Genomic DNA, 22,961 nt, shown 5'->3' on the forward strand with positions numbered 1-22,961 from the left:
CGCACCCGTAAGGACTACAAGTGGAACTGGCCTATTACTCGGACTACGCCGTGCGCCTCGTCAACACCGAACAGCCCGAGCGCGGCGGGGACTCCCTCACCTCCGTCGAAGCGGTCCGGGAGCTCTTCGGCGTGGCCCAGCAGGCCGCCCGGCGGGCCACCGAGAGCGACGTCACCCGGCTGCGCGCGGTCCGCTCCCGGCTGCGCGCGGTCTTCGAGGCCGCCGACCGCGGCGACGAGGTGCTCGCCGTCGACCTGCTGAACGCGCTGATGATGGAGTTCCCGGTCAGCCCGCAGATCTCCGGCCACGAGTTCCGCGACGACGAAAACCGCCCCAAGTGGCACATGCACATCGCCGACCACGCCGCCAACGCCACCGCCGGCTTCACCGCGACCGCCTGCATGGGCCTGGCCTTCCACCTCACCGAGCTGGGCGTGGAGCGCCTGGGCATCTGCGAGGCGAAACCCTGCCGCAACGCCTACCTGGACACGTCCACCAACCGGTCCCGGCGCTACTGCTCGGACCGCTGCGCCACCCGCGCCAACGTCGCCGCCTACCGCGCCCGCAAGCGCCGGGAGAGCACCCGCACCGCCGAGAGCGCCCAGGACGCCACCGCCCGCGGCGAACGCTGAAGCCCGCGCGGCGGCCGCACCCGCAGCCAGGCCCGCGCGACCACCAGTTCGTCGGGGACCACCCCGAACTCCCGGCTGTCGTTCTCCACGTACGGATTGTCACCGCGCACCCACCAGCCGCCGTCGCGCCGTTCCACCGCGCGCTTGACGATCAGCAGGTCCTGTCGGAACGGGTGCCGCAGCACGACCACGTCCCCCGGGCGCACCACCGCCCCGTACCGCACCACGAGCCGGTCCCCCGGCTGGAGCGTCGGCACCATCGACGGGTTGTAGACCTCCGCCATTCCGAACGCCCGCAGCGGCCCGCCGCGCGCCGGCTCCGCGCCGTCGCCGCTGTCCTGCTCCGGCTCGCGCACCCGCTCCGGCATCCATGCCTCCCGCTCCAGCCCCCGTACGACCGTCACCGGACCATCCTCCATCAGTCCCGGCCCGGCACCGGACTTTTGCCCTAAGACCCCCGGGCCACCCGAGAAAACCCTTCCCGCACCGAGTAATCTCGCACCTGAGAAGACGATCACGAGGAAGGACTGAACATGCTCTCCCGCCTGTTCGCCCCCAAGGTCAAGGTCAGCGCCCACTGCGACCTGCCCTGCGGTGTCTACGACCCCGCCCAGGCCCGCATCGAGGCCGAGTCGGTCAAGGCCGTCCAGGAGAAGTACCAGGGCAACGAGGACGCTGACTTCCGCACCCGCGCCGTCCTGATCAAGGAGCAGCGGGCCGAGCTGGCCAAGCACCACGTCTCGGTGCTGTGGAGCGACTACTTCAAGCCGCCGCACTTCGAGAAGTACCCGGAGCTGCACCAGCTGGTCAACGACACCCTCAAGGCCCTCAGCGCGGCCAAGGGCTCGAACGACCCGGCCACCGGCCAGAAGGCCCTGGACCTGATCGCCCAGATCGACAAGATCTTCTGGGAGACCAAGAAGGGCTGAGCCCCGCTCACCCTGCCGACCCGCGGTCCCTGCGACCGCCCGGGTCCGTCGACCGCACCCGGTCCGCCACCCGCCGCAACCCGGCGGCCCCGGCGGGCCGGGTGCGGTCGTTCGGGGGCCGGGGCGGGCGATAGCCCCGGACTATAGGCCCCTGACGCCTCAGCGCCCGGAGCTCAGCACGCCGCCGTGCTGGACCAGCCAGTCGTGGTACGCCTCGCTGGCCCAGGCGATGTCCGTGTAGGCGGCGGTGAGGTCGGTGAAGAGGTCGTCGGCGGAGGCCGCCGAGGGGCCGTCCGCGCGGCAGGCCATGAAGAGCCGGACCGCCAGCGGGTCGCCGTGCAGCGGGCGGATCGCCATGCCGGGGCGGGAGCGGGCGGTGGGCTGGCAGGGCGTGACCACCTCGCCGGCCATGACGAGGTCCACGGCGGTGAGGTAGTCGCCGTGCACCACCCGGGGGTTGACGCCGGCCGCGGCCCAGATGCGGCGCAGGCCGGCCCATTCGCCGTCCACCGTCGGGTCGACCATCCACTGGTCGGTGGCCAGGTCGGCGACCCGGACCACGGCCCGTCCGGCCGCCGGATGGCTCTCCGCGAGGGCGATGAACTGCGGCTCCCGGGCGAGGAGTTCGTGCGTCAGCAGGCCGTCGGGGACGCGCAGCGGGGCGCCCTCGACCTCGTGCACGAAGGCCGCGTCGAGCTGGCCCATCGCGACCATGTGGAGCAGGGCGTTGGCGGACACGTCGGTCCGTATCGTGGTGTCGGTCTCCGGGAGCCGGGCCCGCAGCCGGCGCAACCAGCCCGCGACGGCCGGGCTGTTGGTGCTGCCGATCCGCAGCCGGGTACCTTCCTCCCGGACCGATACCGAGGCGATGTCCTCGACAAGCGCGCGCATTTCGGCCACTATCGGCCGGGCGCGACAGAGCACCGAATGACCGAGCGGAGTAGGACGGCTGCCGGTCGGCTCGCGGAAGAAGAGCTGACCGCCCAGGGCCTTCTCGATGCGGTGGAGCTGGGTCGTCAAGGAGGGCTGCGTCATTCCCAGCTGCCGGGCCGCCTTGCGCACGCTGCCGGAGTCGGCGATGGCGCACAGGGCCCGAAGATGCCTTACCTCTAGCTCCACGCCGGGAGCATAAACGCGCGGGCGCGGCTCACACCAGACTCTTCCGCCGGTCCGAACTCCGCCTCTTCACCAGCACGTTGGTCCGCGGCCACCGGGGGTATTGCCTCGGGCTATCGCCACCTGGCATCTCCGTCCCACGGGTGAACTCCGTCCACACTCAACGGCACCACGAAATCCGCAGGGCCCCGGCCGCCGCCCCACACGGCGGCCGTACGGCCCCTCGGAAATTAAGGAGCCCCCCACATGAGATCTCCCAAGACGGCGCTGTCGGCTGCGCTCGGCCTGGGCCTCGCCGCCGCGCTCGCCGCGGCCGCTCCGGTGTCGGCCACCGCCGCCACCGCACACTCCGCCCCCCACCACAGCACCCCCGCCTCGATCGCCGCCTACACCGGTTCGACGGCGGAGAAGGCGAACACCAAGGCGTTCTTCGAGGCCGTCATGAAGTCGGCCCGGGCCAAGATGAAGGCCAACCCGCACCTGAAGTCGGTCACGGTCACCTACGACCCGAGCGCCGCACCCACCTTCGCGAACGAGATATCGCAGAGCGCGTCGATCTGGAACAGCGCGGTCCAGAACGTCAAGCTGCAAGCGGGCAACGGCGGTGACTTCCAGTACAAGGAGGGCAACGACCCGCGCGGCTCGTACGCCAGCACCGACGGCCACGGCAAGGGCTTCGTCTTCATCGACTACAGCCAGGCCCAGCAGTACAACCGCACCCGCATCGTGGCCCACGAGACCGTCCACGTCCTGGGCCTGCCGGACCACTACGAAGGCCCCTGCAGCGAGCTGATGTCCGGCGGCGGGCCCGGCCCGTCCTGCCAGAACACCCAGCCGGACGCCAACGAGCGCGCCCAGGTGGACCAGCTCTGGGCGAACGGCCTGGCCGGCGTCCGCTTCGGCGGCTGACCCACCGGTCCGTCCCCCGCACGCGGCACGACGGTCGGCCCGCCGTTTCCCGGCCGGGCTGACGGTGGCCGGGCAGACGACGGGCCGGGGCTGACGGAGCCGGTACCTGGCGGCCGGCTCCGTACCCCCCACCAGCCCCCGCATGCCGTACGTCCGCCCGAGCGGTGGGGCTCCTTCCCGGGCCCCACCGCTCGTCCGCGTGCGGAGGTCCGAGGGGCGCCGGGTCCTCGCGGCACGGTTCAGAGGGCGTGGCCGAGGGCCACCCCGGCACAGGCGGCGGCCAGTCCGGCCGCCAGGCTCAGCCCGAGGTTGAGCACGGCGTACCCGCGCGCCCCGTCGGTGGCCAGCCGCAGGGTCTCGTAGGAGAACGTCGAATAGGTCGTCAGCGCCCCGCACAGGCCGGTGCCGAGCAGCAGTTGGACGTGCGGGCTCGCGGCACCGGCCGCGCCGCTCACCAGGCCGAGGATCAGGCTGCCGACGACGTTGACCGCGCAGGTCCCCCAGGGGAAGACGGTGTCGTGCCGGGCCTGGACGAAGCGGTCGGTGAGGAAGCGCAGCGGTGCCCCGACCACGGCACCCGCCACCACCAGCAGCCAGTTCACCCGGACGGGTCCGCTCCGCCGGCACCGCCCGGCCGGCCGCCGAACGTGAGCGCCTCGCACCGGTCGAGGGTCACCAGGCCGCCGCCCGCCAGCAGTTCGGACAGCTGCGGCAGGAACGCCCGCACCCGCTCCTCGGTGTCCACCACGACCACCGCCACCGGCAGTTCCTCGCTGAGCGACAGCAGCCGCTGGGTGTGGATCATCGAGGTCGCCCCGAACCCCTCGACGCCGCGGAAGGCGCTGGCCCCGGCGAGGCCCGCCGCACGGGCGCGGTGCACGACCTCCGCGTAGAGGGGCCGGTGGTGCCAGACGTCCTGCTCGCCCACGAGGACGGTCAGGCGCAGGGCCGGGGTGCTGACCGGGGCCGCGGCCGACGGGACCGGGACATCCGCCGGTCCGTCCGCCGCCGCCCGCTCGGTCCGGTGGTGCCGCCGGTGCTCCGTCATGCCGTCCGCCGCCTCAGGTCGAGGACCGTCCGGGTGGCGCTGCTCGCGAGGGCCACCGCCGCCAGCGCGGCGAACAGGGTGCCGGCGAGGTAGGCCAGGGCGAGCGGCAGCCGGCCGGCGGCCGCCAGGCGCTCGGTGTCCACCGCGTAGGTCGAGAAGGTGGTGAAGCCCCCGAGGATGCCGGTGCCCAGGAACGGGCGGAGCAGCCGGTGGGCCGTCCACACCTCGGTGATCAGCACCATCAGGACGCCCATCGACGCGCAGCCGACCACGTTGACCCCCAGCGTGGTCCAGGGGAAGGCGGCGTCGGCGGTCGGCCAGATCAGGCCGGCGCCGTACCGGGCCGCGGCACCGAGGGCGCCGCCCACCGCCACCGCACCGATCACCGGCCACTCGCCCTGCCAGGGCCACGGCCGGCGGGCTCGTTCGTCCATGGGTCCGCGGAATCCTTCTCTGCGTGCGTGCGGCCGGCAGCGGAAGTCGTCCGCCGGGAGGCCGGCCGGCCCGCCCCGACGGGGGCGGCACCGTCCTCAGGCTAAGCCCGGTCATTTGACAGCGCTAAACATGGGATGTTCCCATCACCGGTGGAATTTGGTGTCCGCTCCTTCGGGTCCTTCGGGTCCTTCGGGTCCTTCGGGTCGTTCGGGTCGTTCGGGTCGTTCGGGCACCGCCGCACGCAGAGCCGCGGAACGCGGACGGGAGGACGGCGCCGATGCCGCTGCGCAGCACTGCCCGCACCAGCCTCGTCGAGCTGGTCATCGAGCAGATGGAACGGCTGATCGCCGACGGCGAGTGGCCGGTCGGCACCAAGATCCCGGCCGAGCCGCTGCTCGTGGAGCAGTTGGACGTCGGCCGGAACACCGTCCGCGAGGCGGTCCGCGCCCTGGTGCACACCGGGATGCTGGAGCCGCGGCAGGGCGACGGGACCTACGTCCGGGCCCGCAGCGGCTTCGGGGCCGCCGTCCAGCGCCGGCTGCGCCGGGCCGCCAACCTGGAGGCGTACGAGGTCCGCGCCAGCCTGGAGCGGGACGCCGCCCGTCATGCGGCCGAGCGCCGCACCGACGAGGACCTGGCCGCGCTGCGGGAGGCGCTGGCACTGCGCGGCCGGGCCTGGGAGGCCGGCGACGTGACCCAGTTCATCGACGCGGACGTGCACTTCCACCGGACGGTCGCGGCCGCCGCCCACAACGGCCTACTGGCCGAGCTGTACGAGCAGTTCGGCGCCGCCCTGCGGGAGACGTTGCAGGCCGTGGTCGGCACGCCGCTGCTGCCCGACGCGGTCCGCCACCAGATCGACGCGCACACCGCGATCGTCGACGCCATCGAGGCACGGGACCCGGACGCCGCCGAGCGGGCGGCGCTGGCCCACCTCGCCGAGGCGGCCGACGCCCTGCGCGCGCAGGCCGCGGACGACGACCGGGACGCGGGGGAAACGGGGCACCCGACCGGCGCCGACGGACACGAAGCACCACAGGAGGAACCCCAGCGATGACACGCGGACCCGCATCGGGCATATCCCCGGCCCCGCCCCGGCCGACCGGCGGGGCGACGCCCACGGCCACGGCCGGCGACGCCGCCCCGCCCACCGGCGCCACCGGCCGCCGCGCCCTCACCCTCGGCCTCGGGGTCGTCCTGCTGGCGCTGAACCTGCGGCCCGCGCTGGTCGCGGTCTCCCCGCTGGTCGGCACGATCCGTTCCGACAGCGGCATGTCGGCGGCCGCCACCAGCCTGCTGACCGCGCTGCCGCTGCTCTGCTTCGGACTACTGGCCCCGATCGCCCCGCGGTTGGGCCGGCGCTTCGGCACGGAGCGGTCGCTGCTCGGCACGATGGTGCTGATCTGCCTGGGCACCGGGCTGCGGCTGGTGGACTCGGTGGGGGCGCTGTTCGCCGGGACGGTCGTGATCGGCGCCGGGATCGCGGTCGCCAACGTGCTGCTGCCGGGCCTGATCAAGCGGGACTTCCCGGCCAGGGCGGGCCTGATGACCGGGCTCTACTCGATGTCGCTGTTCGGCGGCGCGGCGCTGGCGGCCGGCATCACCGTCCCCGTGCAGCAGGCCGCCGGGCTCTCCTGGCAGGCCACGCTGGCCTGTTGGGGTGCGCTGGCGGTGCTCGCCCTGGTCGTCTGGCTGCCGCAGCTGCGCCGCCGCACCGAGGTGACGGCGGCCGCCGCTCGGCAGGCCGCCCACCCGGTCCGCGGGCTGTGGCGCTCCCCGCTGGCCTGGCAGGTCACCGGCTACATGGGGCTCCAGTCGCTGAGCTACTACGCGGCCGCCGCCTGGCTGCCGACGATCCTCAAGGACGCCGGGATGGACGCGGGCGACGCCGGGTGGATGCTGTCGTTCTCCTCGCTGCTGGGGATCGCGGGGTCGTTCCTGGCGCCGGTGATCGTCGGCCGCCGGCTGCGGGCCGGCACGTTGGCCGCGCTGGGCGCGGTGCTGTGCGCGGCGGGGTTCGTCGGCATGTGGGCGGCGCCGGTCGGCGGCGCGTACCTGTGGATGACGCTGCTGGGCCTGGGACAGGGGACGGCGATCAGCCTGGCGCTGCTGTTCATCGTCCAGCGCGCCCCGGACGCCCGGCACACCGCGCAGCTCTCCAGCATGGCGCAGTGCTTCGGCTACGTCCTGGCCGCCACCGGTCCGGCGGTGCTGGGGGCGGTGCACGACGCCTCGGGTACCTGGACGGTGCCGTTGGCGGTGCTGCTGGTGCTGTTGGTGCCGCAGGTGGCTGTGGGGCTCGGGGCCGCCCGACCGCTGCACGTCGCGGGCCGGTGAGGGTGCCGGGCGCTGCCCCGCGGCCGGCCGTGTAACGGCGTTACAACCAGCCGTTGCGCTTGAAGCCTCGGTGCATCAGCCAGCAGACGCCCACCATCACGACCATCACCAGCGGATAGCCGAACGGCCAGCTCTTCTCCGGCATGTACTCGAAGTTCATGCCGTAGACGCCGGTGACCATGGTGGGGACGGCCAGGATCGCCGCCCAGGCGGACATCCGGCGCATCGCCTCGTTCTGGGCGTTGGCGACCTGGGCGAGGTGCGCCTGGAGTATCGAGTTGAGCAGTTCGTCGAAGCCGGTGATCCGCTCGCGGACCTGGTCGAGGTGGTCGGCGACGTCCCGGAAGTAGGTCTTGGTCCGCGGGTCGACGTACTGCAGCGAACGGGTCGCCAGCTCCTGCAAGGGACGGTCCAGCGGCGTCACCGCCCGCTTGAATTCGAGCAGTTCGCGCTTGAGCTGGTAGATCCGGTCGGCGCCGCGGCTGCCGCGCACCGAGAAGACCTCGCTCTCGACGTCGTCGATGTCGTCCTGGACAGCGGCGGCGACGTCGAGGTAGTCGTCCACGACGAGGTCGGCGATGGCGTGCAGCACCGCGGACGGGCCGAGGGCGAGCTGGTCCGGATCGCGCTCCAGCTGCTCGCGCAGCGGGCCCAGCGAGCCGTGGCCGCCGTGCCGCACCGTGATCACGAAGTCGGTGCCGGTGAAGACCATGATCTCGCCGGTGTCGACGACCTCGCTGGTGTCGGTCAGCTGGTCGTGCTCGACGTAGCGGACGGTCTTGAAGACGGTGAACAGCGAGTCGTCGTAGTGCTCCAGCTTGGGGCGCTGGTGGGCGTGGACCGCGTCCTCGACGGCGAGCGGGTGCAGCCCGAACAGCTCGACGATGCCGGCGAACTCCACCTCGGACGGTTCGTGCAGGCCGATCCAGACGAAGCCGTCACCGGACCGCCGGACCTGCCGGATCGCCTCCTCGGCCGGCCGGTCGCCCTCCTGGCGCACGCCGGAGACGTAGACCGCGCAGTTCACCACGGCGGTGCCGAGCGGCGAGCGGGCGGGGTGGCTGAGGTCCACCCCGCCCTTACGCGGCTGCGGCAGCCGGGCGGCCTTGCGGAGGTTGCTGATCATTGACACCGGCCCAGTATCGCCCGTGGGGGCGCGCCGGAGGTACGGCCCGGGTTTGATTTTGCGCACTCCGCACCGGGCCGTGGTCCGGGCCGTGCCGTCCATTTGCCCGCACGCCCCGGGCGTGCGCCCCCGCGGTGATCAGGGCACGAGCGCCGGTCGCTCCGCCGCCGGCGCGTCCGACGAGCCGCCGGCGGCGGCCGGCTCCACCGGCGCCGGGCTCCCCGCCCTGGCCCGCCGGGGCAGCCAGAACAGCAGGCCGAGGACGAGCACCAGCCCGCCGGCGATCCACCACAGGGCGTGCGTGGTGGCGGCGACGAAGCCCGCGCGCCCCGGGCCGTCCACCGCGCCGAAGAACGCCACCGACGACAGCGCCAGCCCCAGCGCCATGCCCACCTGACCGGTGGTGTTGAAGATGCCGGAGGCCGAACCGGAGTGCCGGACCGGCACCTCCGAGAGGACCGCGTCGGTGATCGGCGCGACGATCAGTCCCATGCCGGCGCCCATCAGGACCATCGCCGGGGCCATCTGCCAGGACTGCATGTCGGTGCCGTAGTGGTCGGCCTGCCACAGGTAGAGCAGCGCCCCGCCGAGCATGATCAGCGCGCCGGCCTGGAGCACCGCGCGGCCGAACCGCGGCACCAGCTTCTGGACGGACAGCCCGGCCGCCGCCGAGCAGGCCAGCGAGAACGGCACCCCGGTCAGCCCGGCGTGCAGCGGCCCCCAGCCCAGCCCGAGCTGCATGTACAGCGTCCAGATGAGGAAGAACAGGCCGGTGACCGCCCCGAAGGTGAGCTGGACGCCGACGCCCGCCGCGAACGTCTTGATCCGGAACAGCGAGAGCTCGACCAGCGGCGAGCCGTCCTTGCGGGCCTTGAACCGCTCATAGCGGACGAATCCGACGAGGACCAGCGGTCCGGTCGCCATGGCGACGAAGCCCCAGAGGGGCCAGCCGGCCTCACGGCCGCGGGTGAGCGGGTAGAGCACCAGCAGCAGGCCGACGGTGAGCAGCGCGGTGCCCACCAGGTCGAGACGGAGCGCGGTGTCCGAGCGGGACTCGGTGAGGAAGCGGCGGCCCAGCCAGATCCCGACGGCGCCGACCGGGAGGTTGATCAGGAAGATCGGCCGCCACTCCAGGCCGAAGAGGTCGCCCTGGGTGAGCAGGGCGCCGATCAGCGGGCCGCAGACCGCGCCGAGCCCGACCACCGCGCCGAACATCCCGAAGACCTTGCCGCGCTCGTGGGCCGGGAAGCTGACGTGGATGATCGCCAGCACCTGCGGCACCATCAGCGCGGCCATCGCGCCCTGCAGCACCCGCGCGGCGATCAGCATCGCCGGGTCGGCGGCGAGCCCGCAGAGCGCGGAGGCCACGGTGAAGCCGCCCATCCCGAGCAGGAAGAGCTTCTTGCGGCCGTGGATGTCACCGAGCCGGCCGCCGGTGATCAGGCCGATGGCGAAGGCCAGGGCGTATCCGGCGGTGATCCACTGGAGCGCGCCGAAGCCGGCCCCGGTGTCCCGCTGGATGCTGGGCAGCGCGATGTTGACGATGGTCGCGTCGACCAGGTCCATGAAGCTCGCGGTCAGGACGACGGCGAGGGCGATCCAGCGTCTGCGGTCGGCGGGCGCGGGGACGGCGCCGGCCGGCGCGGCGGGGTGCGGATCGGACGGGGACATGCGGAACTCCTGGCGGTGCCGTGGGACGAGCGGAGGGGACGCGCCGGGACGGGCGTCCACCGCGCTGGTGCGGTGGACGCCCGTCCCGGACGTCCTCGACATTACGGCCCACCTAGGACAGCTCCCGTCCTACTTCCTGGGCCATCATCGTCGCCATGAGTGAGACCTCGGCACGTCTGCTGAACCTGCTGTCCCTGCTCCAGACCCCCCGGGAGTGGCCCGGGCGGGAGCTGGCCGAACGACTGCGGGTGACCACCCGGACCATCCGCCGCGACGTCGAGCGGCTGCGCGAACTGGGCTATCCGGTGCACGCCTCGATGGGCGCGGAGGGCGGCTACCGGCTGGCCGCCGGCACCGCCATGCCGCCGCTGCTGCTGGACGACGAGGAGGCGGTGGCCATCGCGGTGGGGCTGCGCTCGACGGCCGGCCACACCATCGCGGGCATCGAGGAGGCGTCGGTCCGGGCGCTCGCCAAGTTGGAGCAGGTGCTCCCGGCGCGGCTGCGGCGGCGGGTGGGCACGCTGGGCACCGCCACCGTCCCGCTGCCGGCCGGTGACGGTCCGACCGTCGACCCGGAGCACCTGACGGTGCTGGCCGCGGCGATCGCCAACCACGAGCGGGTGCGCTTCGGCTACCGCGCCGGGGCCGGCGAGCTCACCCGGCGCCTGGTGGAGCCGCACCGCCTGGTCGCCGCCGGCCGCCGCTGGTACCTGGTGGCGTTCGACAACGACCGCGACGACTGGCGGACCTTCCGGGTGGACCGGCTGAGCGAGCCGTTCGCCACCGGCGTGCGGACCGCGCCGCGCGAGCTGCCGGCCACCGACGCCGGGGCGTACGTCCGGGAGCGGATGCGCGGGATGGCGACGACGTACCGGGCGGTGGCGACGGTGTACGGGCCGGCCGAGGAGGTGACCGCCCGGCTCGGCGGGCGGGCGGCGGGCGAGATCGCACCGCTCGACGGGGAGAGCTGCCGCTGGCACAGCGCACCCGATTCGTTGGAGTGGCTGGCGATGCGGCTGGCGCTGCTGGGGCGGGAGTTCACGGTGCACGAACCGGTCGAGCTGATCGCGTACCTCCGGGCCCTGGGCGACCGGGTGCACCGGGCCACCGACGGCGGCGAGACGGACGCCACGGCCCGCCCCACTGGACGGGATACCCCAGGGGGGTAAAGTGTTGGCGGGGTCGGCGGAGAGTGGACGGGGGCCGACCGCCCCGGAGCCCCGCACTCCCGCGAACAGGAGGCACAGCCGTCATGACCACCGCGATCGATGGGCCCGTCGTCGAGCTGGAGATCGGCGGCATGACCTGCGCCTCGTGCGCGGCCCGCGTCGAGAAGAAGCTCAACCGGATGCCCGGGGTCACCGCCACCGTCAACTACGCCACCGAGAAGGCGCAGGTGACCCTCGCGCAGGACAGCACGGTGGCGACCGCCGACCTGATCGCCACCGTGGAGAAGACCGGCTACACGGCCGCGGTCCCCGAACCGCCCGCGCCGGAACCGTCCGCCGACGACGCCGCCGGCGCCGAGGACGGCCCGCTCGCCGCCCTCCGGCAGCGGCTGTGCGTCTCGCTGGCGCTCGCCGTCCCGGTGGTCGCGATGGCGATGGTCCCGGCGCTGCAGTTCACCAACTGGCAGTGGCTGTCGCTCACCCTGGCCGCCCCCGTGGTGGCCTACGGGGCGTGGCCGTTCCACCGGGCCGCCTGGACCAACCTGCGGCACGGCGCGGCCACCATGGACACCCTGATCTCGATGGGCACCCTCGCCGCCTTCGGCTGGTCGCTGTGGGCGCTGTTCTTCGGCACGGCCGGCATGCCCGGCATGACCCACCCCTTCGAGCTGACCATCGCCCGCACCGACGGCAGCGGCGCGATCTACCTGGAGGCCGCGGCCGGCGTCACCACCTTCATCCTGGCCGGCCGGTACTTCGAGGCGCGCGCCAAGCGGAAGGCCGGCGCGGCCCTGCACGCCCTGCTGGAGCTGGGCGCCAAGGACGTCGCGGTGCTCCGGGCGGACCGCGAGGTCCGGATCCCGGTCGGCGAGCTGCGGGTGGGCGACCGGTTCGTGGTCCGCCCCGGGGAGAAGGTCGCCACCGACGGCCGGGTGGTGGAGGGCTCGTCCGCCGTGGACGCCTCGATGCTGACCGGCGAGTCCGTGCCCGTGGAGGTCGCCCCCGGCGACAGCGTCACCGGCGCCACCGTCAACGCGGGCGGCCGGCTCGTCGTCGAGGCCACCCGCATCGGCGCGGACACCCAGCTCGCCCGGATGGCCCGGCTGGTCGAGGAGGCCCAGAACGGCAAGGCGGCGGCCCAACGGCTCGCCGACCGGATCTCCGCGGTCTTCGTCCCGGTCGTCCTCGTGCTCGCCCTGGCCACCCTCGGGCTCTGGCTCGGCACCGGCCACGGCGCGGTCGCCGCGTTCACCGCCGCGGTCGCCGTGCTGATCATCGCGTGCCCGTGCGCGCTGGGCCTGGCGACGCCGACCGCGCTGATGGTCGGCACCGGCCGCGGCGCCCAGCTCGGCATCCTGCTCAAGGGGCCGGAGGTCCTGGAGGCCACCCGCGCCGTCGACACCGTCGTCCTGGACAAGACCGGCACCGTCACCACCGGCGTGATGACCCTGACCGACGTCCACCTCGCCGACGGCGTGCCCCGCGCGCAGGCGCTGCGGCTGGCCGGTGCGCTGGAGCACTCCTCCGAGCACCCCATCGCCCGGGCCGTCGCCACCGCCGCCCTGGAGGCCGAGCCCGGCGGGGCCCTGCCGGTCCCCGAGGGGTTCGCCAACGTTCCCGGGCTGGGCGTGCGCGGCTCCGTCGAGGGGCACGCGGTGCTGGTCGGCCGGGAGCGCCTGTTGGCCGACCGCGGCCAGCAGCTGCCGCCCGCGCTGGCCACCGCCAAGGACGCGGCCGAGCGGGCCGGGCACACCGCGGTCGCGGTCGGCTGGGACGGTGCGGCCCGCGCCGTGCTGGTCGTCTCCGACGCGGTCCGGCCCACCAGCGCCGAGGCGGTCCGCCGGCTGCGCGGGCTCGGGCTGACGCCGGTGCTGCTGACCGGCGACCACCGCGCGGTCGCCGAGTCGGTCGCCGCGGCGGTCGGCATCGACGAGGTGATCGCCGAGGTGCTGCCGGAGGAGAAGGTGGCCGTCGTCGAGCGCCTCCAGGCCGAGGGCCGCTCGGTCGCCGTGGTCGGCGACGGGGTCAACGACGCGGCCGCGCTGGCCCGCGCCGACCTGGGCCTGGCGATGGGCACCGGCACCGACGCCGCCATCGAGGCCGGCGACCTCACCCTGGTCCGCGGTGACCTGCGCGCCGCGGCGGACGCCATCCGGCTGGCCCGGGCCACCCTCGGCACCATCCGCACCAACCTGTTCTGGGCGTTCGGCTACAACGTCGCCGCACTGCCGCTGGCCGCCGCCGGCCTGCTCAACCCGATGATCGCCGGCGCCGCGATGGCCTTCTCCTCGGTCTTCGTGGTCGGCAACAGCCTGCGCCTGCGACGCTTCCGCGCCCTGGGCTGAGCCCGTTCACGCGACCGTCACGCGTCGGAAGCCTCCAGTTCTGACGGCCGAACGTTGGCGGTTCGCACACCCGTCCGGCGCCGCCGACCGGCGAGACTGTCCGGGAACCGCCCGCTCCGCTCCACGTACCGCAGGGGACTCCATGACCGGGTCGCGCATCCTGGCCCTCGGCCACTACCAGCCCTCCCGTGTGCTGACCAACGACGACCTCGCCGGGATCGTCGACACCGACGACGCCTGGATCCGCAGTCGCGTCGGCATCCGCACCCGACACGTCGCGGCGCCGGAGGAGACGGTGGACGCGATGGCCGCCGCGGCCGCCGGCAAGGCGCTGGCCGCCGCCGGCCTGGACCCCGGCGACATCGACCTGGTGCTGGTCGCGACCTGCACCGCCACCGACCGCAGCCCCAACACCGCGGCCCGGGTCGCGGCCCGGCTGGGCCTGACCGCGCCCGCCACGATGGACCTCAACGTCGTCTGCGCCGGCTTCACCCACGCGCTGGCCACCGCCGACCACGCCATCCGGGCCGGTTCGGCGACCCGCGCCCTGGTCATCGGCGCGGAGAAGTTCACCGACGTGGTCGACTGGACCGACCGCTCGACCTGCGTCCTGGTCGGCGACGGCGCGGCCGCCGCGGTCGTCACCGCCTCCCCGGAACCGCGGATCAGCCCCGTCCTGTGGGGCTCGGTCCCGGAGATGGGCAACGCGGTCCGCATCGAGGGCGCCCCGGCCCGCTTCGCCCAGGAGGGCCAGACCGTCTACCGCTGGGCCACCACCCAGCTGCCCGCCATCGCCCGCAAGGTCTGCGACCGCGCCGGGCTGCGCCCGGACGAGCTGGCCGGCGTCGTCCTCCACCAGGCCAACCTGCGGATCATCGAGCCGGTCGCGGAACGGCTCGGCGCGGTCAACGCCGTCATCGCCCGGGACGTCGTCGACTCCGGCAACACCTCCGCCGCCTCGGTCCCGCTCGCCCTGGCCAAGCTGGTCGAACGCCGCGAGGTCCCGACCGGTGCCCCGGTGCTGCTGTTCGGCTTCGGCGGCAACCTCTCCTACGCCGGGCAGGTCGTCCGCGTCCCCTGACGGGCCGGCCGGCGGCGGTGTCCGATTCCTTCAAGACGGCGCCCGCGCGCCGCTCCTAGGCTCGCCGCCATGAACACCCCACCCGCACCCCGACTCGACGCGATCGGCCTGGTCGTGGCCGACATGGCCGCCGCCCTGGCGTTCTACCGGCGCCTGGGCCTGGCCGTCCCCGACCGTGGTGACACCGCCCCGCACGCCGAGGCGCAACTGCCCGGCGGACTCCGCCTGATGTGGGACACCCACGAGACCGCCCGCGCCCTCGACCCCGACTGGACGCCGCTGCCGGCCGGCGCACCCACCGGCCTGGCCTTCGCCTGCGCGGACGCCGCGCACGTCGACGCGGTGTACGCGGACCTCACCGCCGCCGGGTACACGGGCGAGAAGGCCCCCTGGGACGCCGACTGGGGCCAGCGCTACGCCGTCGTGCAGGACCCCGACGGCCACGGCGTCGACCTCTTCGCCCCGCTGACCTAGCCGGACGGGACGGCCGGGCCGGTCACTCGATGTCCTGCGGATGCTCCTCCAGGTACATCACGCCGCAGGTGCGGCAGAACGGCTGCGCCTCGGCCGTCCCCCAGCGACCGGCCGATTGGGTGGCGGCGGCCGGGGCCAGCGGCTGGCCGCACATCGCGATGGTCGCGCCCACCCTGGTCATGTGCCACTTCTTGACCGGCGTGTCCTCGTGCGGCAGCACGCCCTCCGCGTACTCCGCGCGCATCTCATGCTCCATGGCAGGTGCACCTCCTACCGCCCACCATGCGCCGCCGCCCGCGAGCCCACAACGCCAGCCCGCCCGGCCGGGCGGGCGCCGCGGGCGCGTCGGCCTAGAAGATCGACCAGCCGGTGAGCGTCGTGAAGTGGTCCAGCGCCGCCATGCCGGCCACGGAGTTGCCCCGGGCGTCCAGCCCCGGGCTCCACACGCAGAGCGTGCACCGCCCCGGCACCACGGCCACGATGCCGCCGCCCACCCCGCTCTTCGCCGGCAGGCCCACCCGGTAGGCGAACTCCCCCGCCGCGTCGTAGGTCCCGCAGGTCAGCATCACCGCGTTGATCCGCTTGGCCTCGCGCGCCTCCAGCAGCCGGCTGCCGTCTGCCCGCAGCCCGTGCCGGGCGAGGAACCCGCCGGCCACGGCCAGGTCCCGGCACGACATCTCGATCGAGCACTGCCAGAAGTAGTGCTCGATCACGCTCGGCACGGGGTTCTCCAGGTTGCCGAACGAGGCCATGAAGTGCGCCAGCGCCGCGTTGCGGTCGCCGTGGTCGGCCTCCGAACCGGCCACCGCCTGGTCGAACGCCAGCTCCGGATTGCCGCTCTCGGTCTGGAGGAACTCCAGCATCGAGGTGCTGGCGTCACCGGTCATGGTCAGCAGCCGGTCCGTCACCACCAGCGCACCGGCGTTGATGAAGGGATTGCGCGGAATGCCGTTCTCCCACTCCAGCTGCACCAGGGAGTTGAACGGCGTGCCGGAGGGCTCGCGCCCGACCCGCTGCCAGATGTCGTCGTCCCCGTGGGACCCGGCCATCACCAGGGCCAGCGAGAACGCCTTGGAGATCGACTGCACGGAGTACGGGATCTCCCAGTCACCGGTCCCGTACACGTCGCCGTTGATGTCCGCGACGGCGATCCCGAAGCGGTCCGGGGAGACCCGCGCCAACGCCGGAATGTAGTCGGCGACGTGCCCGCGCCCCACGAACGGCCTCGCATAGGCCGCTACCTCCTCAAGAACGGCCTGGTAGTCCATACCGGACACGCTAACCCGCGCGCAGCAGCGTCCCCATCGGAGCCCCCGCGAGCGACTTCACCTCGCGCGCCAGGTGGGCCTGGTCCGCGTAGCCGGCCCGCGCCGCGACCTCGGCGTACGGGACGCCGGCGCGGGCCAGTTCCAACGCCCGCACCAACCGCAGCACCCGGCCCAACGTCTTCGGCCCGTACCCGAACACCGCCAGGCTGTGCCGGTGCAGTTGCCGCTCGCCCATCCCGACCAGGCGGGCCACCTCCGCCACCGGCCGGCCGCGCCCGAGCCCGGAGGCGATCGCCGCGGTCCGCCCGTCCCGACCGGGCAGGACGTCCGCCGTGGCACCGTCGGTCCACCGCCCCGCCGCCCGCAGGCGGTCCCGAGCGGCCTGCTCCAGGACCGCGCCCGGGGCGTCGGCCGCCGCCGCGCGGGCCGCCAGCTCCCGGGCCCGTCGGGCGCCCCACAGGTCCTCCAACGGCACCCGCCGGTCGCGCAGTTCGTGGGCCGGCACCCCGAAGACCGCCGGCCCCTGGCCCGGCGCGAACCGCAGCCCCACCCACCGCGTCCCGACCGGCGCGACACCGTCCTGGGCCTGCGGCCCGGTGTCCGGCCCGGCCACCAGCAGCCGGCCCGCGCTCCAGAGCAGGTCGGTGCAGCCGTCGGGCAGCACCGGCCCCGCCCCCGGCACCGTGGTGGTGGTCCACAGCACCGCCCCCGGCAGCCGCGACGCCCGCTCCCGGTAGACCACCCGGACGGCAACGGCGGATGCGCCAACCGGCTCACACCTGTCGCGTTCCTCGCCCACGTCCCCCAGCCTGGCACGGGAACCCCACGGCCGTCCCCGCCGTTGATCCCTTACGAAACCGACACCGACCGGGTCCATCGGCCCGTCCGCCAGGGAGGCAGCAATGTCAGGGTTTCTCGACCGCGCCAAGGAGCAGGCCAAGCAGGGACTGGCGCAAGGCAAGCAGAAGGTCGACGAGTTGCAGCAGCAGCGGGCCGGCAACGACCTGCTGCGCAAGCTCGGCGCCGCCTACTACGCCGAGCGCCGCGGCAGCGGCACCCCCGACGCCACCCAGAGCGCCCTCACCGCCCTGGAAGCGCACATCTCCGCTCACGGCGACGGTTTCCTCCACGACTGACGCCGTGCCGTAGCCCGCACCCCCGTCCCCCGTCCCCGGCCCCTCTCCTCCGCTCCCCGTGACCAGTCCCGGCCCCGGTGCGCTCCGCCCGCGCCTGCCCTCCCCGCTCCAGCCCCTCGACGACGACCGGTTCGCCCGCCAGGGCGTCCGCCTGTTGGTCAAGCGGGACGACCTCATCCACCCCGACCTGCCGGGCAACAAGTGGCGCAAGCTCGCCCCCAACCTGCGGGCCGCGGCCGAGGCGGGCGACCGCGCGCTGCTCACCTTCGGCGGCGCGTACTCCAACCACCTGCGCGCCACGGCCGCCGCGGGCCGGCTGCTCGGCTTCCGGACCGTCGGCGTGGTCCGCGGCGACGAACTGGCCGGGGCCCCGCTCAACTGGTCGCTGACCCGCTGCGCCGCCGACGGGATGGTGCTGCACTTCGTCGACCGGGCCACCTACCGCCGCGCGACCGACCCGGCGTTCCTCGCCGCCCTCCGGGACCGGTTCGGCGCCTTCCGCCTCATACCGGAGGGCGGCAGCAACGCCCTGGCCGCACAGGGCTGCACCGATCTGGGCCGGGAGCTGCGCGGGCGGGCCGACACGGTCGCGGTGGCCTGCGGCACCGGCGGCACCCTGGCCGGCCTCGCCGCCGGTCTCGGCCCCGGGCAGCGCGCGCTGGGAGTCCCGGTCCTCAAAGGCGGCGACCCGCACTTCCTCCACGCGGCGGTCGCCGACCTCCAGCACGCGGCCTTCGGCGGGCCGCGCGGCGACTGGTCGCTGGCGGCGGACTTCCACTTCGGCGGCTACGCCCGCCGGACCCCCGAACTGGACGCGTTCGCCGACGCCTTCGAGGAGCGGCACGGCCTGCCCGTCGAGCGCGTCTACGTCGCCAAGCTGCTGTTCGCCCTGACGGCGCTGGTCGAGCGGGGCGCCTTCCCGCCCGGCAGCACCGTCGCCGCCGTGGTCACCGGCACGCCGTAGCTCCCGCCCCCGGATGCTGACGGGCCCGCGGGCCGGCGGCCCGGCGGCCCGGCGGCCCGTCAGTCGGTGCCCTCCCGGTAGGCCGCGGCCTCCTCCAGGTCCAGTCGGCGCAGCAGCGTCCGCATCATCTCGTCGTCGATCCGGCGCGCGTCGCGGAGTTCGACGAAGACCCGCCGTTCGGCGTCGATCATCTCCCGGGCCAGCCGCCGGTAGGTGTCGTCGGCGGACTCCCCGGTCACCTCGTTGACCGCGCCCAGCCGCTCCCAGACCGCGTTGCGGCGCCGTTCCAGGACGGTGCGCAGCCGGTCGGCGAGCGGCCCGGGCAGCGCGTTGCGCTCGTCTTCCAGGAGGGCGTCGAGCCGGGCCTCGGCGGCCCGGGACGCCTCGCTCTGGGCCTGCGCCTCGGCGAGCGTCTCGGCCTGCGCGTCCCGGCCCGGCAGCCGCAGCGCCCGGATCAGCGGCGGCAGCGTCAGCCCCTGGACGACCAGGGTGCCGATGACGGTGGTGAACGTCAGGAAGAGCACGAGGTTGCGGGCCGGGAAGGGGCCGCCGTCGTGCACCGTCGTGGGGATGGAGAAGGCGATCGCCAGCGAGACCACTCCGCGCATCCCGGCCCAGCCGACGATGACCGGTGCCCGCCAGGTGGTGTCCGGTTCGCGGGTCCGGATCCGGGCCGAGAACAGCCGCGGCAGGTACGTGGCGGGGAAGACCCATGCGTAGCGGGCCAGCACCACGGCGCCGAACACCACCGCCGCGTAGCCGAGCGCCTGGGCGGTGCTGAACTCCCCCAGCCCGCGCAGCACGACCGGCAGTTGGAGCCCGATCAGCGCGAACACCGCGGACTCCAGCACGAAGGAGACCATCTTCCAGACCGCCTCCTCCTGGAGGCGGGTCTCGAAGTCGACCTGCCAGGACCGGTGCCCCAGGTAGAGGCCGACGACCACGACGGCCAGCACCCCGGACGCCCCGACCTGCTCGGCGGCGGCGTAGGCGGTGAACGGGATGAGCAGCGACAGGGTGTTCTCCAGGAGCGCGGACTCCCGCAGCCGGCGGCGGAGCCAGTGCAGCGGCACCATCAGCACCAGGCCGACCCCGATGCCGCCCAGGGACGCCACGGCGAACTCCCTGAAGCCCTGGCCCCAGGTGGCGCTGACGCCGACGGCGGCGGCCAGCGCCACCTTGTACGCGGTGATCGCGGTGGCGTCGTTGACCAGCGATTCGCCCTGGAGGATCGTCGTGATCCGGTGCGGCAGGCCCAGTCGGCGGGCGATCGCGGTGGCCGCGACGGCGTCCGGCGGGGCCACCACGGCGCCCAGCACGAGCGCCGCGGTCAGCGGCAGGTCCGGGACGACGAGGTACGCGACGTACCCGACGGCCAGCGTCGCGAACAGCACGTAGCCGACCGAGAGCAGCGCCACCGGACGCACGTTGGCCCGCAGGTCCAGGTAGGAGCTGTCCAGGGCGGCGGTGTGCAGCAGCGGGGGCAGCAGCAGCGGCAGCACGACGTGCGGATTGAGGGTGTAGTCCGGGATGCCCGGGATGTACGCGGCACCGAGTCCCACGGCGACCAGCAGTAGCGGCGCCGGCACCGGGGTCCGTCGCGCCAGCCCGGCGACCCCCGCACTGCCCGCGACCAGCAGCAACAGCGGCATCACGTTCACGCCTGCACCGTCCCCACGCTCCCCCGCCGGCCGTCCCGGCGATCTAACCTGGCCATCATGAGCGAGTGCACGCACGTTCCCGAACTCCCGCGCGCCGAACCGACGCCGCTGAGCGCCACCTGCCTGGAGTGCCTGGCCGCCGGCAGCCACCCGGTGCAGCTGCGGCTCTGCCTGGTGTGCGGCCACGTCGGCTGCTGCGACTCCTCGCCGTACCAGCACGCCACCGGGCACTTCAAGGAGACCGGCCACGCGGTGATGCGGTCGTTCGAACCGGGTGCCGCGTGGCGGTGGTGCTTCGTGGACGAGGCGCTGGTCTGACGCGCGCGGGCGGGTCCGCGCGACACCCCCTCGGGGCGCGGCGGGAGGCCGGTCTAGCCTTGCCGCATGATCCGCGAAGCGACGCCCGACGACGTCCCCGTCATCCTCGCCATGATCGGCGAACTGGCCGCCTACGAACGTGCCGCCGAGGCCGCCGAGGCCACCGAGCCGCAGCTGAAGGAGGCGCTGTTCGGCCCCCAGCCGGCCGCCTTCGCACTGATCGCGGAGGACGCCGGCGGGCCGGTCGGCTTCGCCCTGTGGTTCCGGAACTTCTCGACGTGGACGGGCACGCACGGTGTCTATCTGGAGGACCTGTACGTCCGCCCCGAGGCGCGCGGCGGCGGCCACGGCAAGGCACTGCTGGCGGCCCTCGCCCAGCTCTGCGTGCGCCGCGGATACCAGCGTTTCGAGTGGTCGGTGCTGGATTGGAACGAGCCTTCCATCGGTTTTTACCGATCCATCGGCGCCCAACCCATGGACGAATGGACGGTATTCCGGCTCACTGGAGAGGCACTGCACACGCTCGCGGACACCGCACCCGCCAACGGAGCGTAATCGGGCTCGATTTGGCGGCTCCCACCCCTACCACCGTCCGTGCCCGAGGTTTTACACTCAGTAACAGACGTGGCGCCGGTGAGCCGGCCGTCGCCGTCCGGACGGCTGCCCTGCTCCTTCCGGGCGACACCGGCCCGCCGATCGCGATAGCGTCACAGCCGAACCACGAGCCGCGCCGGATCGTTCTCCTTGCACCTGGCGGGAGGACCACCCGGCACGGATACCCCGAAGAACGCGAAGAAACGCGAACCGCAAGAGCTTCAGCACGCATTCCAGCTCTACCAGCTTGTGCCACCTTGGAGGTGAGGGTGTCCCAGATCGCAGGCGAGCCCGGGACTCAGGACTTCGTGGAAGTCCGTCTGCCCGCTGCGGGTGCCTACCTGTCCGTGTTGCGTACGGCCACGGCCGGCCTCGCAGCCCGCTTGGACTTCACCCTCGACGAGATCGAGGATCTGCGCATCGCGGTCGACGAAGCCTGCGCAATCCTGCTGCAACAGGCCGTCCCCGGCAGTGTGCTCAGCTGCGTCTTCCGGCTCATCGACGACGCACTGCAGGTGACGGTGTCGGCCCCGACGACCGACGGCCGCGCTCCCGAGCGCGACACCTTCGCCTGGACGGTGCTCTCCGCACTGGCCGGCAAGGTCGATTCCACCGTCGCCGAGGACCGCACGGTCACCATCAGTCTGTACAAGGAGCGCGGCGCCGGTCCCGGACCGTCATGACCGAACAGGGGGCCCCGTGAAAGATCTCGAACGCGGCGCGAGGATGGCGGCGGGCGCGGTCATCCCCGGGCAGCATGCCCAGCCGCACCCGACGGGAGCGGACGACCACGGCGGCCGGTTGGACGCGGCGGAGCAGGCGGAGCGGGCGGACCACATGGACCAGAGCGAGCAGCAGGGCCGGCAGGCGGAACGGCAGGATCCGCCGGCTGCCGTGGACCGGCCCCAGGACCGGCGCTCCGCGGAGCCGGGGGGCGCGCACGACCGCGGCGGCGCCCGCGCGATGTTCTACGAGCTGCGCAAGCTCCCCGACGGCTCCCCGGAGCGCGCCGAGCTGCGCAACACCCTCGTGCGGATGCACCTGCCGCTGGTCGAGCATCTGGCCCGGCGGTTCCGCAACCGCGGTGAGCCGCTCGACGACCTGACCCAGGTCGCCACGATCGGTCTGATCAAGTCGGTGGACCGGTTCGACCCGGACCGCGGCGTGGAGTTCTCCACGTACGCCACGCCCACCGTCGTCGGCGAGATCAAGCGGCACTTCCGCGACAAGGGGTGGGCGGTCCGGGTCCCCCGGCGCCTCCAGGAGCTGCGGCTTTCGCTGACCACCGCGACCGCCGAGCTCTCCCAACGGCACGGTCGGGCGCCCACCGTGCACGAGCTGGCCGAGCACCTGGGGATCTCCGAGGAGGAGGTCCTGGAGGGCCTGGAGTCGGCGAACGCCTACAGCACCCTCTCCCTCGACGTCCCGGACACCGACGACGAGTCGCCGGCCGTCGCCGACACCCTGGGGGCCGAGGACGAGGCGCTGGAGGGCGTGGAGTACCGCGAGTCCCTCAAACCGCTGCTGGAGGACCTGCCGCCGCGCGAGAAGAAGATCCTGCTGCTGCGGTTCTTCGGGAACATGACCCAGTCGCAGATCGCCCAGGAGGTCGGCATCTCCCAGATGCACGTCTCCCGCCTACTGGCCCGCACCCTGGCCCAGCTGCGCGACAAGCTACTGGTCGAGGAGTAACGGCCACGGCACCAGCCGAGCCACCGGTGCTGGTGCCGGCACAACTGCCTACTGCT

26 protein-coding genes are annotated in these 22,961 nt (G+C 73.8%); 15 read left to right on the top strand and 11 right to left on the bottom strand.

Features of this window, described 5'->3' with window-relative positions; translation table 11 throughout:
- Positions 1-20: 20 nt before the first annotated feature.
- Positions 21-632: a CGNR zinc finger domain-containing protein gene (locus tag ACLJT4_RS00365; protein ID WP_411120458.1), complete on the top strand. Its 612-nt coding sequence runs from the start codon at positions 21-23 to the stop codon at positions 630-632.
- Here ACLJT4_RS00365 and sodX read toward each other — a convergent pair.
- Entirely contained in the window at positions 554-1,000 is a 447-nt protein-coding gene (gene sodX / locus ACLJT4_RS00370) for a nickel-type superoxide dismutase maturation protease (RefSeq protein ID WP_411121049.1), read from the bottom strand. The two genes, ACLJT4_RS00365 and sodX, sit on opposite strands and share 79 nt — an antisense overlap.
- A 165-nt stretch (positions 1,001-1,165) precedes the next feature.
- On the opposite strand from sodX, the gene sodN reads away from it, so the two are divergent.
- Complete coding sequence (gene sodN, locus ACLJT4_RS00375; protein ID WP_016570886.1) at positions 1,166-1,561, top strand: superoxide dismutase, Ni; 396 nt, start codon at positions 1,166-1,168, stop codon at positions 1,559-1,561.
- A gap of 159 nt (positions 1,562-1,720) precedes the next feature.
- Here the strand turns inward: sodN and ACLJT4_RS00380 are convergent, their stop codons facing one another.
- Entirely contained in the window at positions 1,721-2,680 is a 960-nt protein-coding gene (locus ACLJT4_RS00380) for a LysR substrate-binding domain-containing protein (RefSeq protein ID WP_411120459.1), read from the bottom strand.
- Between the two features lie 243 nt (positions 2,681-2,923).
- Here ACLJT4_RS00380 and snpA point away from each other — a divergent pair, with 243 nt between their 5' ends.
- Positions 2,924-3,586, top strand: coding sequence for a snapalysin (snpA, locus tag ACLJT4_RS00385; RefSeq protein ID WP_411120460.1), 663 nt, complete (start codon positions 2,924-2,926; stop codon positions 3,584-3,586).
- Positions 3,587-3,825: 239 nt separating this feature from the next.
- Here the strand turns inward: snpA and crcB (ACLJT4_RS00390) are convergent, their stop codons facing one another.
- The 3 genes from crcB (ACLJT4_RS00390) to crcB (ACLJT4_RS00400) are packed head-to-tail and all read right to left on the bottom strand — an operon-like array spanning position 3,826 to position 5,068.
- A complete protein-coding gene (gene crcB, locus ACLJT4_RS00390; protein WP_411120461.1) occupies positions 3,826-4,188 on the bottom strand; it encodes a fluoride efflux transporter CrcB in 363 nt (120 codons plus the stop codon).
- On the bottom strand, positions 4,185-4,634 hold the full coding sequence (locus ACLJT4_RS00395) for a DUF190 domain-containing protein (RefSeq protein WP_411120462.1): 450 nt from the start codon (positions 4,632-4,634) through the stop codon (positions 4,185-4,187). Before ACLJT4_RS00395 ends, crcB (ACLJT4_RS00390) begins: the two co-directional genes overlap by 4 nt.
- Positions 4,631-5,068: a fluoride efflux transporter CrcB gene (gene crcB / locus ACLJT4_RS00400; RefSeq protein WP_411120463.1), complete on the bottom strand. Its 438-nt coding sequence runs from the start codon at positions 5,066-5,068 to the stop codon at positions 4,631-4,633. The genes ACLJT4_RS00395 and crcB (ACLJT4_RS00400) overlap by 4 nt, the downstream gene beginning before the upstream one ends.
- A 278-nt stretch (positions 5,069-5,346) precedes the next feature.
- Here crcB (ACLJT4_RS00400) and ACLJT4_RS00405 point away from each other — a divergent pair, with 278 nt between their 5' ends.
- Positions 5,347-6,126, top strand: coding sequence for a FadR/GntR family transcriptional regulator (locus tag ACLJT4_RS00405; RefSeq protein ID WP_411120464.1), 780 nt, complete (start codon positions 5,347-5,349; stop codon positions 6,124-6,126).
- Positions 6,123-7,406, top strand: a complete 1,284-nt coding sequence (locus tag ACLJT4_RS00410; RefSeq protein ID WP_411120465.1) for a CynX/NimT family MFS transporter — start codon at positions 6,123-6,125, stop codon at positions 7,404-7,406. Before ACLJT4_RS00405 ends, ACLJT4_RS00410 begins: the two co-directional genes overlap by 4 nt.
- 40 nt (positions 7,407-7,446) lie before the next feature.
- Here ACLJT4_RS00410 and corA read toward each other — a convergent pair whose 3' ends face one another.
- Complete coding sequence (gene corA / locus ACLJT4_RS00415; protein ID WP_020963711.1) at positions 7,447-8,532, bottom strand: magnesium/cobalt transporter CorA; 1,086 nt, start codon at positions 8,530-8,532, stop codon at positions 7,447-7,449.
- Between the two features lie 138 nt (positions 8,533-8,670).
- On the bottom strand, positions 8,671-10,203 hold the full coding sequence (locus ACLJT4_RS00420) for an MFS transporter (RefSeq protein WP_411120466.1): 1,533 nt from the start codon (positions 10,201-10,203) through the stop codon (positions 8,671-8,673).
- 155 nt (positions 10,204-10,358) lie between these two features.
- On the opposite strand from ACLJT4_RS00420, the gene ACLJT4_RS00425 reads away from it, so the two are divergent.
- The 4 genes from ACLJT4_RS00425 to ACLJT4_RS00440 all read left to right on the top strand — a co-directional run bounded on the left by ACLJT4_RS00425 (position 10,359) and on the right by ACLJT4_RS00440 (position 15,272).
- Positions 10,359-11,372 carry a helix-turn-helix transcriptional regulator gene (locus ACLJT4_RS00425; protein ID WP_275462990.1) on the top strand — a complete coding sequence of 338 codons (1,014 nt, stop codon included), beginning with the start codon at positions 10,359-10,361 and terminating at the stop codon, positions 11,370-11,372.
- 83 nt (positions 11,373-11,455) lie between these two features.
- Positions 11,456-13,717: a heavy metal translocating P-type ATPase gene (locus ACLJT4_RS00430; RefSeq protein WP_411120467.1), complete on the top strand. Its 2,262-nt coding sequence runs from the start codon at positions 11,456-11,458 to the stop codon at positions 13,715-13,717.
- Positions 13,718-13,859: 142 nt separating this feature from the next.
- Complete coding sequence (locus ACLJT4_RS00435; RefSeq protein ID WP_411120468.1) at positions 13,860-14,798, top strand: beta-ketoacyl-ACP synthase III; 939 nt, start codon at positions 13,860-13,862, stop codon at positions 14,796-14,798.
- 69 nt (positions 14,799-14,867) lie between these two features.
- Positions 14,868-15,272: a VOC family protein gene (locus ACLJT4_RS00440; protein WP_411120469.1), complete on the top strand. Its 405-nt coding sequence runs from the start codon at positions 14,868-14,870 to the stop codon at positions 15,270-15,272.
- A 22-nt stretch (positions 15,273-15,294) separates the two neighbouring features.
- Here the strand turns inward: ACLJT4_RS00440 and ACLJT4_RS00445 are convergent, their stop codons facing one another.
- The 3 genes from ACLJT4_RS00445 to ACLJT4_RS00455 all read right to left on the bottom strand — a co-directional run bounded on the left by ACLJT4_RS00445 (position 15,295) and on the right by ACLJT4_RS00455 (position 17,339).
- The gene (locus ACLJT4_RS00445) at positions 15,295-15,528 is read right to left on the bottom strand and encodes a hypothetical protein (protein WP_016570900.1); all 234 of its coding nucleotides are present in this window, start codon (positions 15,526-15,528) and stop codon (positions 15,295-15,297) included.
- Positions 15,529-15,622: 94 nt separating this feature from the next.
- On the bottom strand, positions 15,623-16,540 hold the full coding sequence (locus ACLJT4_RS00450; protein WP_037635736.1) for a glutaminase: 918 nt from the start codon (positions 16,538-16,540) through the stop codon (positions 15,623-15,625).
- Positions 16,541-16,550: 10 nt separating this feature from the next.
- Positions 16,551-17,339 (bottom strand): helix-turn-helix domain-containing protein, encoded by a 789-nt coding sequence (locus tag ACLJT4_RS00455; protein ID WP_411120470.1) that lies wholly within the window; start codon positions 17,337-17,339, stop codon positions 16,551-16,553.
- A 103-nt stretch (positions 17,340-17,442) separates the two neighbouring features.
- Between ACLJT4_RS00455 and ACLJT4_RS00460 the strand changes: the two genes are divergently transcribed.
- Both ACLJT4_RS00460 and ACLJT4_RS00465 read left to right on the top strand, forming a co-directional pair.
- Positions 17,443-17,676: a hypothetical protein gene (locus ACLJT4_RS00460; protein WP_016570903.1), complete on the top strand. Its 234-nt coding sequence runs from the start codon at positions 17,443-17,445 to the stop codon at positions 17,674-17,676.
- 58 nt (positions 17,677-17,734) lie between these two features.
- Positions 17,735-18,640 (top strand): 1-aminocyclopropane-1-carboxylate deaminase/D-cysteine desulfhydrase, encoded by a 906-nt coding sequence (locus tag ACLJT4_RS00465; protein WP_411120471.1) that lies wholly within the window; start codon positions 17,735-17,737, stop codon positions 18,638-18,640.
- A gap of 59 nt (positions 18,641-18,699) precedes the next feature.
- Here ACLJT4_RS00465 and ACLJT4_RS00470 read toward each other — a convergent pair whose 3' ends face one another.
- Positions 18,700-20,292 (bottom strand): Na+/H+ antiporter, encoded by a 1,593-nt coding sequence (locus tag ACLJT4_RS00470; protein WP_411121050.1) that lies wholly within the window; start codon positions 20,290-20,292, stop codon positions 18,700-18,702.
- A 66-nt stretch (positions 20,293-20,358) separates the two neighbouring features.
- Between ACLJT4_RS00470 and ACLJT4_RS00475 the strand changes: the two genes are divergently transcribed.
- The 4 genes from ACLJT4_RS00475 to ACLJT4_RS00490 all read left to right on the top strand — a co-directional run bounded on the left by ACLJT4_RS00475 (position 20,359) and on the right by ACLJT4_RS00490 (position 22,905).
- Positions 20,359-20,619: a UBP-type zinc finger domain-containing protein gene (locus tag ACLJT4_RS00475; RefSeq protein ID WP_016570332.1), complete on the top strand. Its 261-nt coding sequence runs from the start codon at positions 20,359-20,361 to the stop codon at positions 20,617-20,619.
- A gap of 66 nt (positions 20,620-20,685) precedes the next feature.
- The gene (locus ACLJT4_RS00480) at positions 20,686-21,174 is read left to right on the top strand and encodes a GNAT family N-acetyltransferase (RefSeq protein WP_411120472.1); all 489 of its coding nucleotides are present in this window, start codon (positions 20,686-20,688) and stop codon (positions 21,172-21,174) included.
- Between the two features lie 308 nt (positions 21,175-21,482).
- Positions 21,483-21,896 carry an anti-sigma factor gene (locus ACLJT4_RS00485; RefSeq protein WP_003985353.1) on the top strand — a complete coding sequence of 138 codons (414 nt, stop codon included), beginning with the start codon at positions 21,483-21,485 and terminating at the stop codon, positions 21,894-21,896.
- A gap of 43 nt (positions 21,897-21,939) precedes the next feature.
- Positions 21,940-22,905 (top strand): RNA polymerase sigma factor SigF, encoded by a 966-nt coding sequence (locus ACLJT4_RS00490; RefSeq protein WP_411121051.1) that lies wholly within the window; start codon positions 21,940-21,942, stop codon positions 22,903-22,905.
- Positions 22,906-22,961: the final 56 nt, after the last annotated feature.

Origin of the sequence: Streptomyces sp. x-19 (assembly GCF_046549115.1) — a bacterium.
Taxonomy (GTDB): domain Bacteria; phylum Actinomycetota; class Actinomycetes; order Streptomycetales; family Streptomycetaceae; genus Streptomyces; species Streptomyces albulus_C.

What these genes read in the sequence shown, in the direction of transcription:
- sodX (WP_411121049.1), bottom strand. Translation starts at nt 1,000, where the DNA reads ATGCCGGAGCGGGTGCGCGAGCCGGAGCAGGACAGCGGCGACGGCGCG.
- sodN (WP_016570886.1), top strand. Translation starts at nt 1,166, where the DNA reads ATGCTCTCCCGCCTGTTCGCCCCCAAGGTCAAGGTCAGCGCCCACTGC.
- snpA (WP_411120460.1), top strand. Translation starts at nt 2,924, where the DNA reads ATGAGATCTCCCAAGACGGCGCTGTCGGCTGCGCTCGGCCTGGGCCTC.
- ACLJT4_RS00395 (WP_411120462.1), bottom strand. Translation starts at nt 4,634, where the DNA reads ATGACGGAGCACCGGCGGCACCACCGGACCGAGCGGGCGGCGGCGGAC.
- crcB (WP_411120463.1), bottom strand. Translation starts at nt 5,068, where the DNA reads ATGGACGAACGAGCCCGCCGGCCGTGGCCCTGGCAGGGCGAGTGGCCG.
- ACLJT4_RS00405 (WP_411120464.1), top strand. Translation starts at nt 5,347, where the DNA reads ATGCCGCTGCGCAGCACTGCCCGCACCAGCCTCGTCGAGCTGGTCATC.
- ACLJT4_RS00410 (WP_411120465.1), top strand. Translation starts at nt 6,123, where the DNA reads ATGACACGCGGACCCGCATCGGGCATATCCCCGGCCCCGCCCCGGCCG.
- corA (WP_020963711.1), bottom strand. Translation starts at nt 8,532, where the DNA reads ATGATCAGCAACCTCCGCAAGGCCGCCCGGCTGCCGCAGCCGCGTAAG.
- ACLJT4_RS00420 (WP_411120466.1), bottom strand. Translation starts at nt 10,203, where the DNA reads ATGTCCCCGTCCGATCCGCACCCCGCCGCGCCGGCCGGCGCCGTCCCC.
- ACLJT4_RS00425 (WP_275462990.1), top strand. Translation starts at nt 10,359, where the DNA reads ATGAGTGAGACCTCGGCACGTCTGCTGAACCTGCTGTCCCTGCTCCAG.
- ACLJT4_RS00430 (WP_411120467.1), top strand. Translation starts at nt 11,456, where the DNA reads ATGACCACCGCGATCGATGGGCCCGTCGTCGAGCTGGAGATCGGCGGC.
- ACLJT4_RS00435 (WP_411120468.1), top strand. Translation starts at nt 13,860, where the DNA reads ATGACCGGGTCGCGCATCCTGGCCCTCGGCCACTACCAGCCCTCCCGT.
- ACLJT4_RS00440 (WP_411120469.1), top strand. Translation starts at nt 14,868, where the DNA reads ATGAACACCCCACCCGCACCCCGACTCGACGCGATCGGCCTGGTCGTG.
- ACLJT4_RS00445 (WP_016570900.1), bottom strand. Translation starts at nt 15,528, where the DNA reads ATGGAGCATGAGATGCGCGCGGAGTACGCGGAGGGCGTGCTGCCGCAC.
- ACLJT4_RS00450 (WP_037635736.1), bottom strand. Translation starts at nt 16,540, where the DNA reads ATGGACTACCAGGCCGTTCTTGAGGAGGTAGCGGCCTATGCGAGGCCG.
- ACLJT4_RS00460 (WP_016570903.1), top strand. Translation starts at nt 17,443, where the DNA reads ATGTCAGGGTTTCTCGACCGCGCCAAGGAGCAGGCCAAGCAGGGACTG.
- ACLJT4_RS00470 (WP_411121050.1), bottom strand. Translation starts at nt 20,292, where the DNA reads ATGCCGCTGTTGCTGCTGGTCGCGGGCAGTGCGGGGGTCGCCGGGCTG.
- ACLJT4_RS00475 (WP_016570332.1), top strand. Translation starts at nt 20,359, where the DNA reads ATGAGCGAGTGCACGCACGTTCCCGAACTCCCGCGCGCCGAACCGACG.
- ACLJT4_RS00480 (WP_411120472.1), top strand. Translation starts at nt 20,686, where the DNA reads ATGATCCGCGAAGCGACGCCCGACGACGTCCCCGTCATCCTCGCCATG.
- ACLJT4_RS00490 (WP_411121051.1), top strand. Translation starts at nt 21,940, where the DNA reads ATGGCGGCGGGCGCGGTCATCCCCGGGCAGCATGCCCAGCCGCACCCG.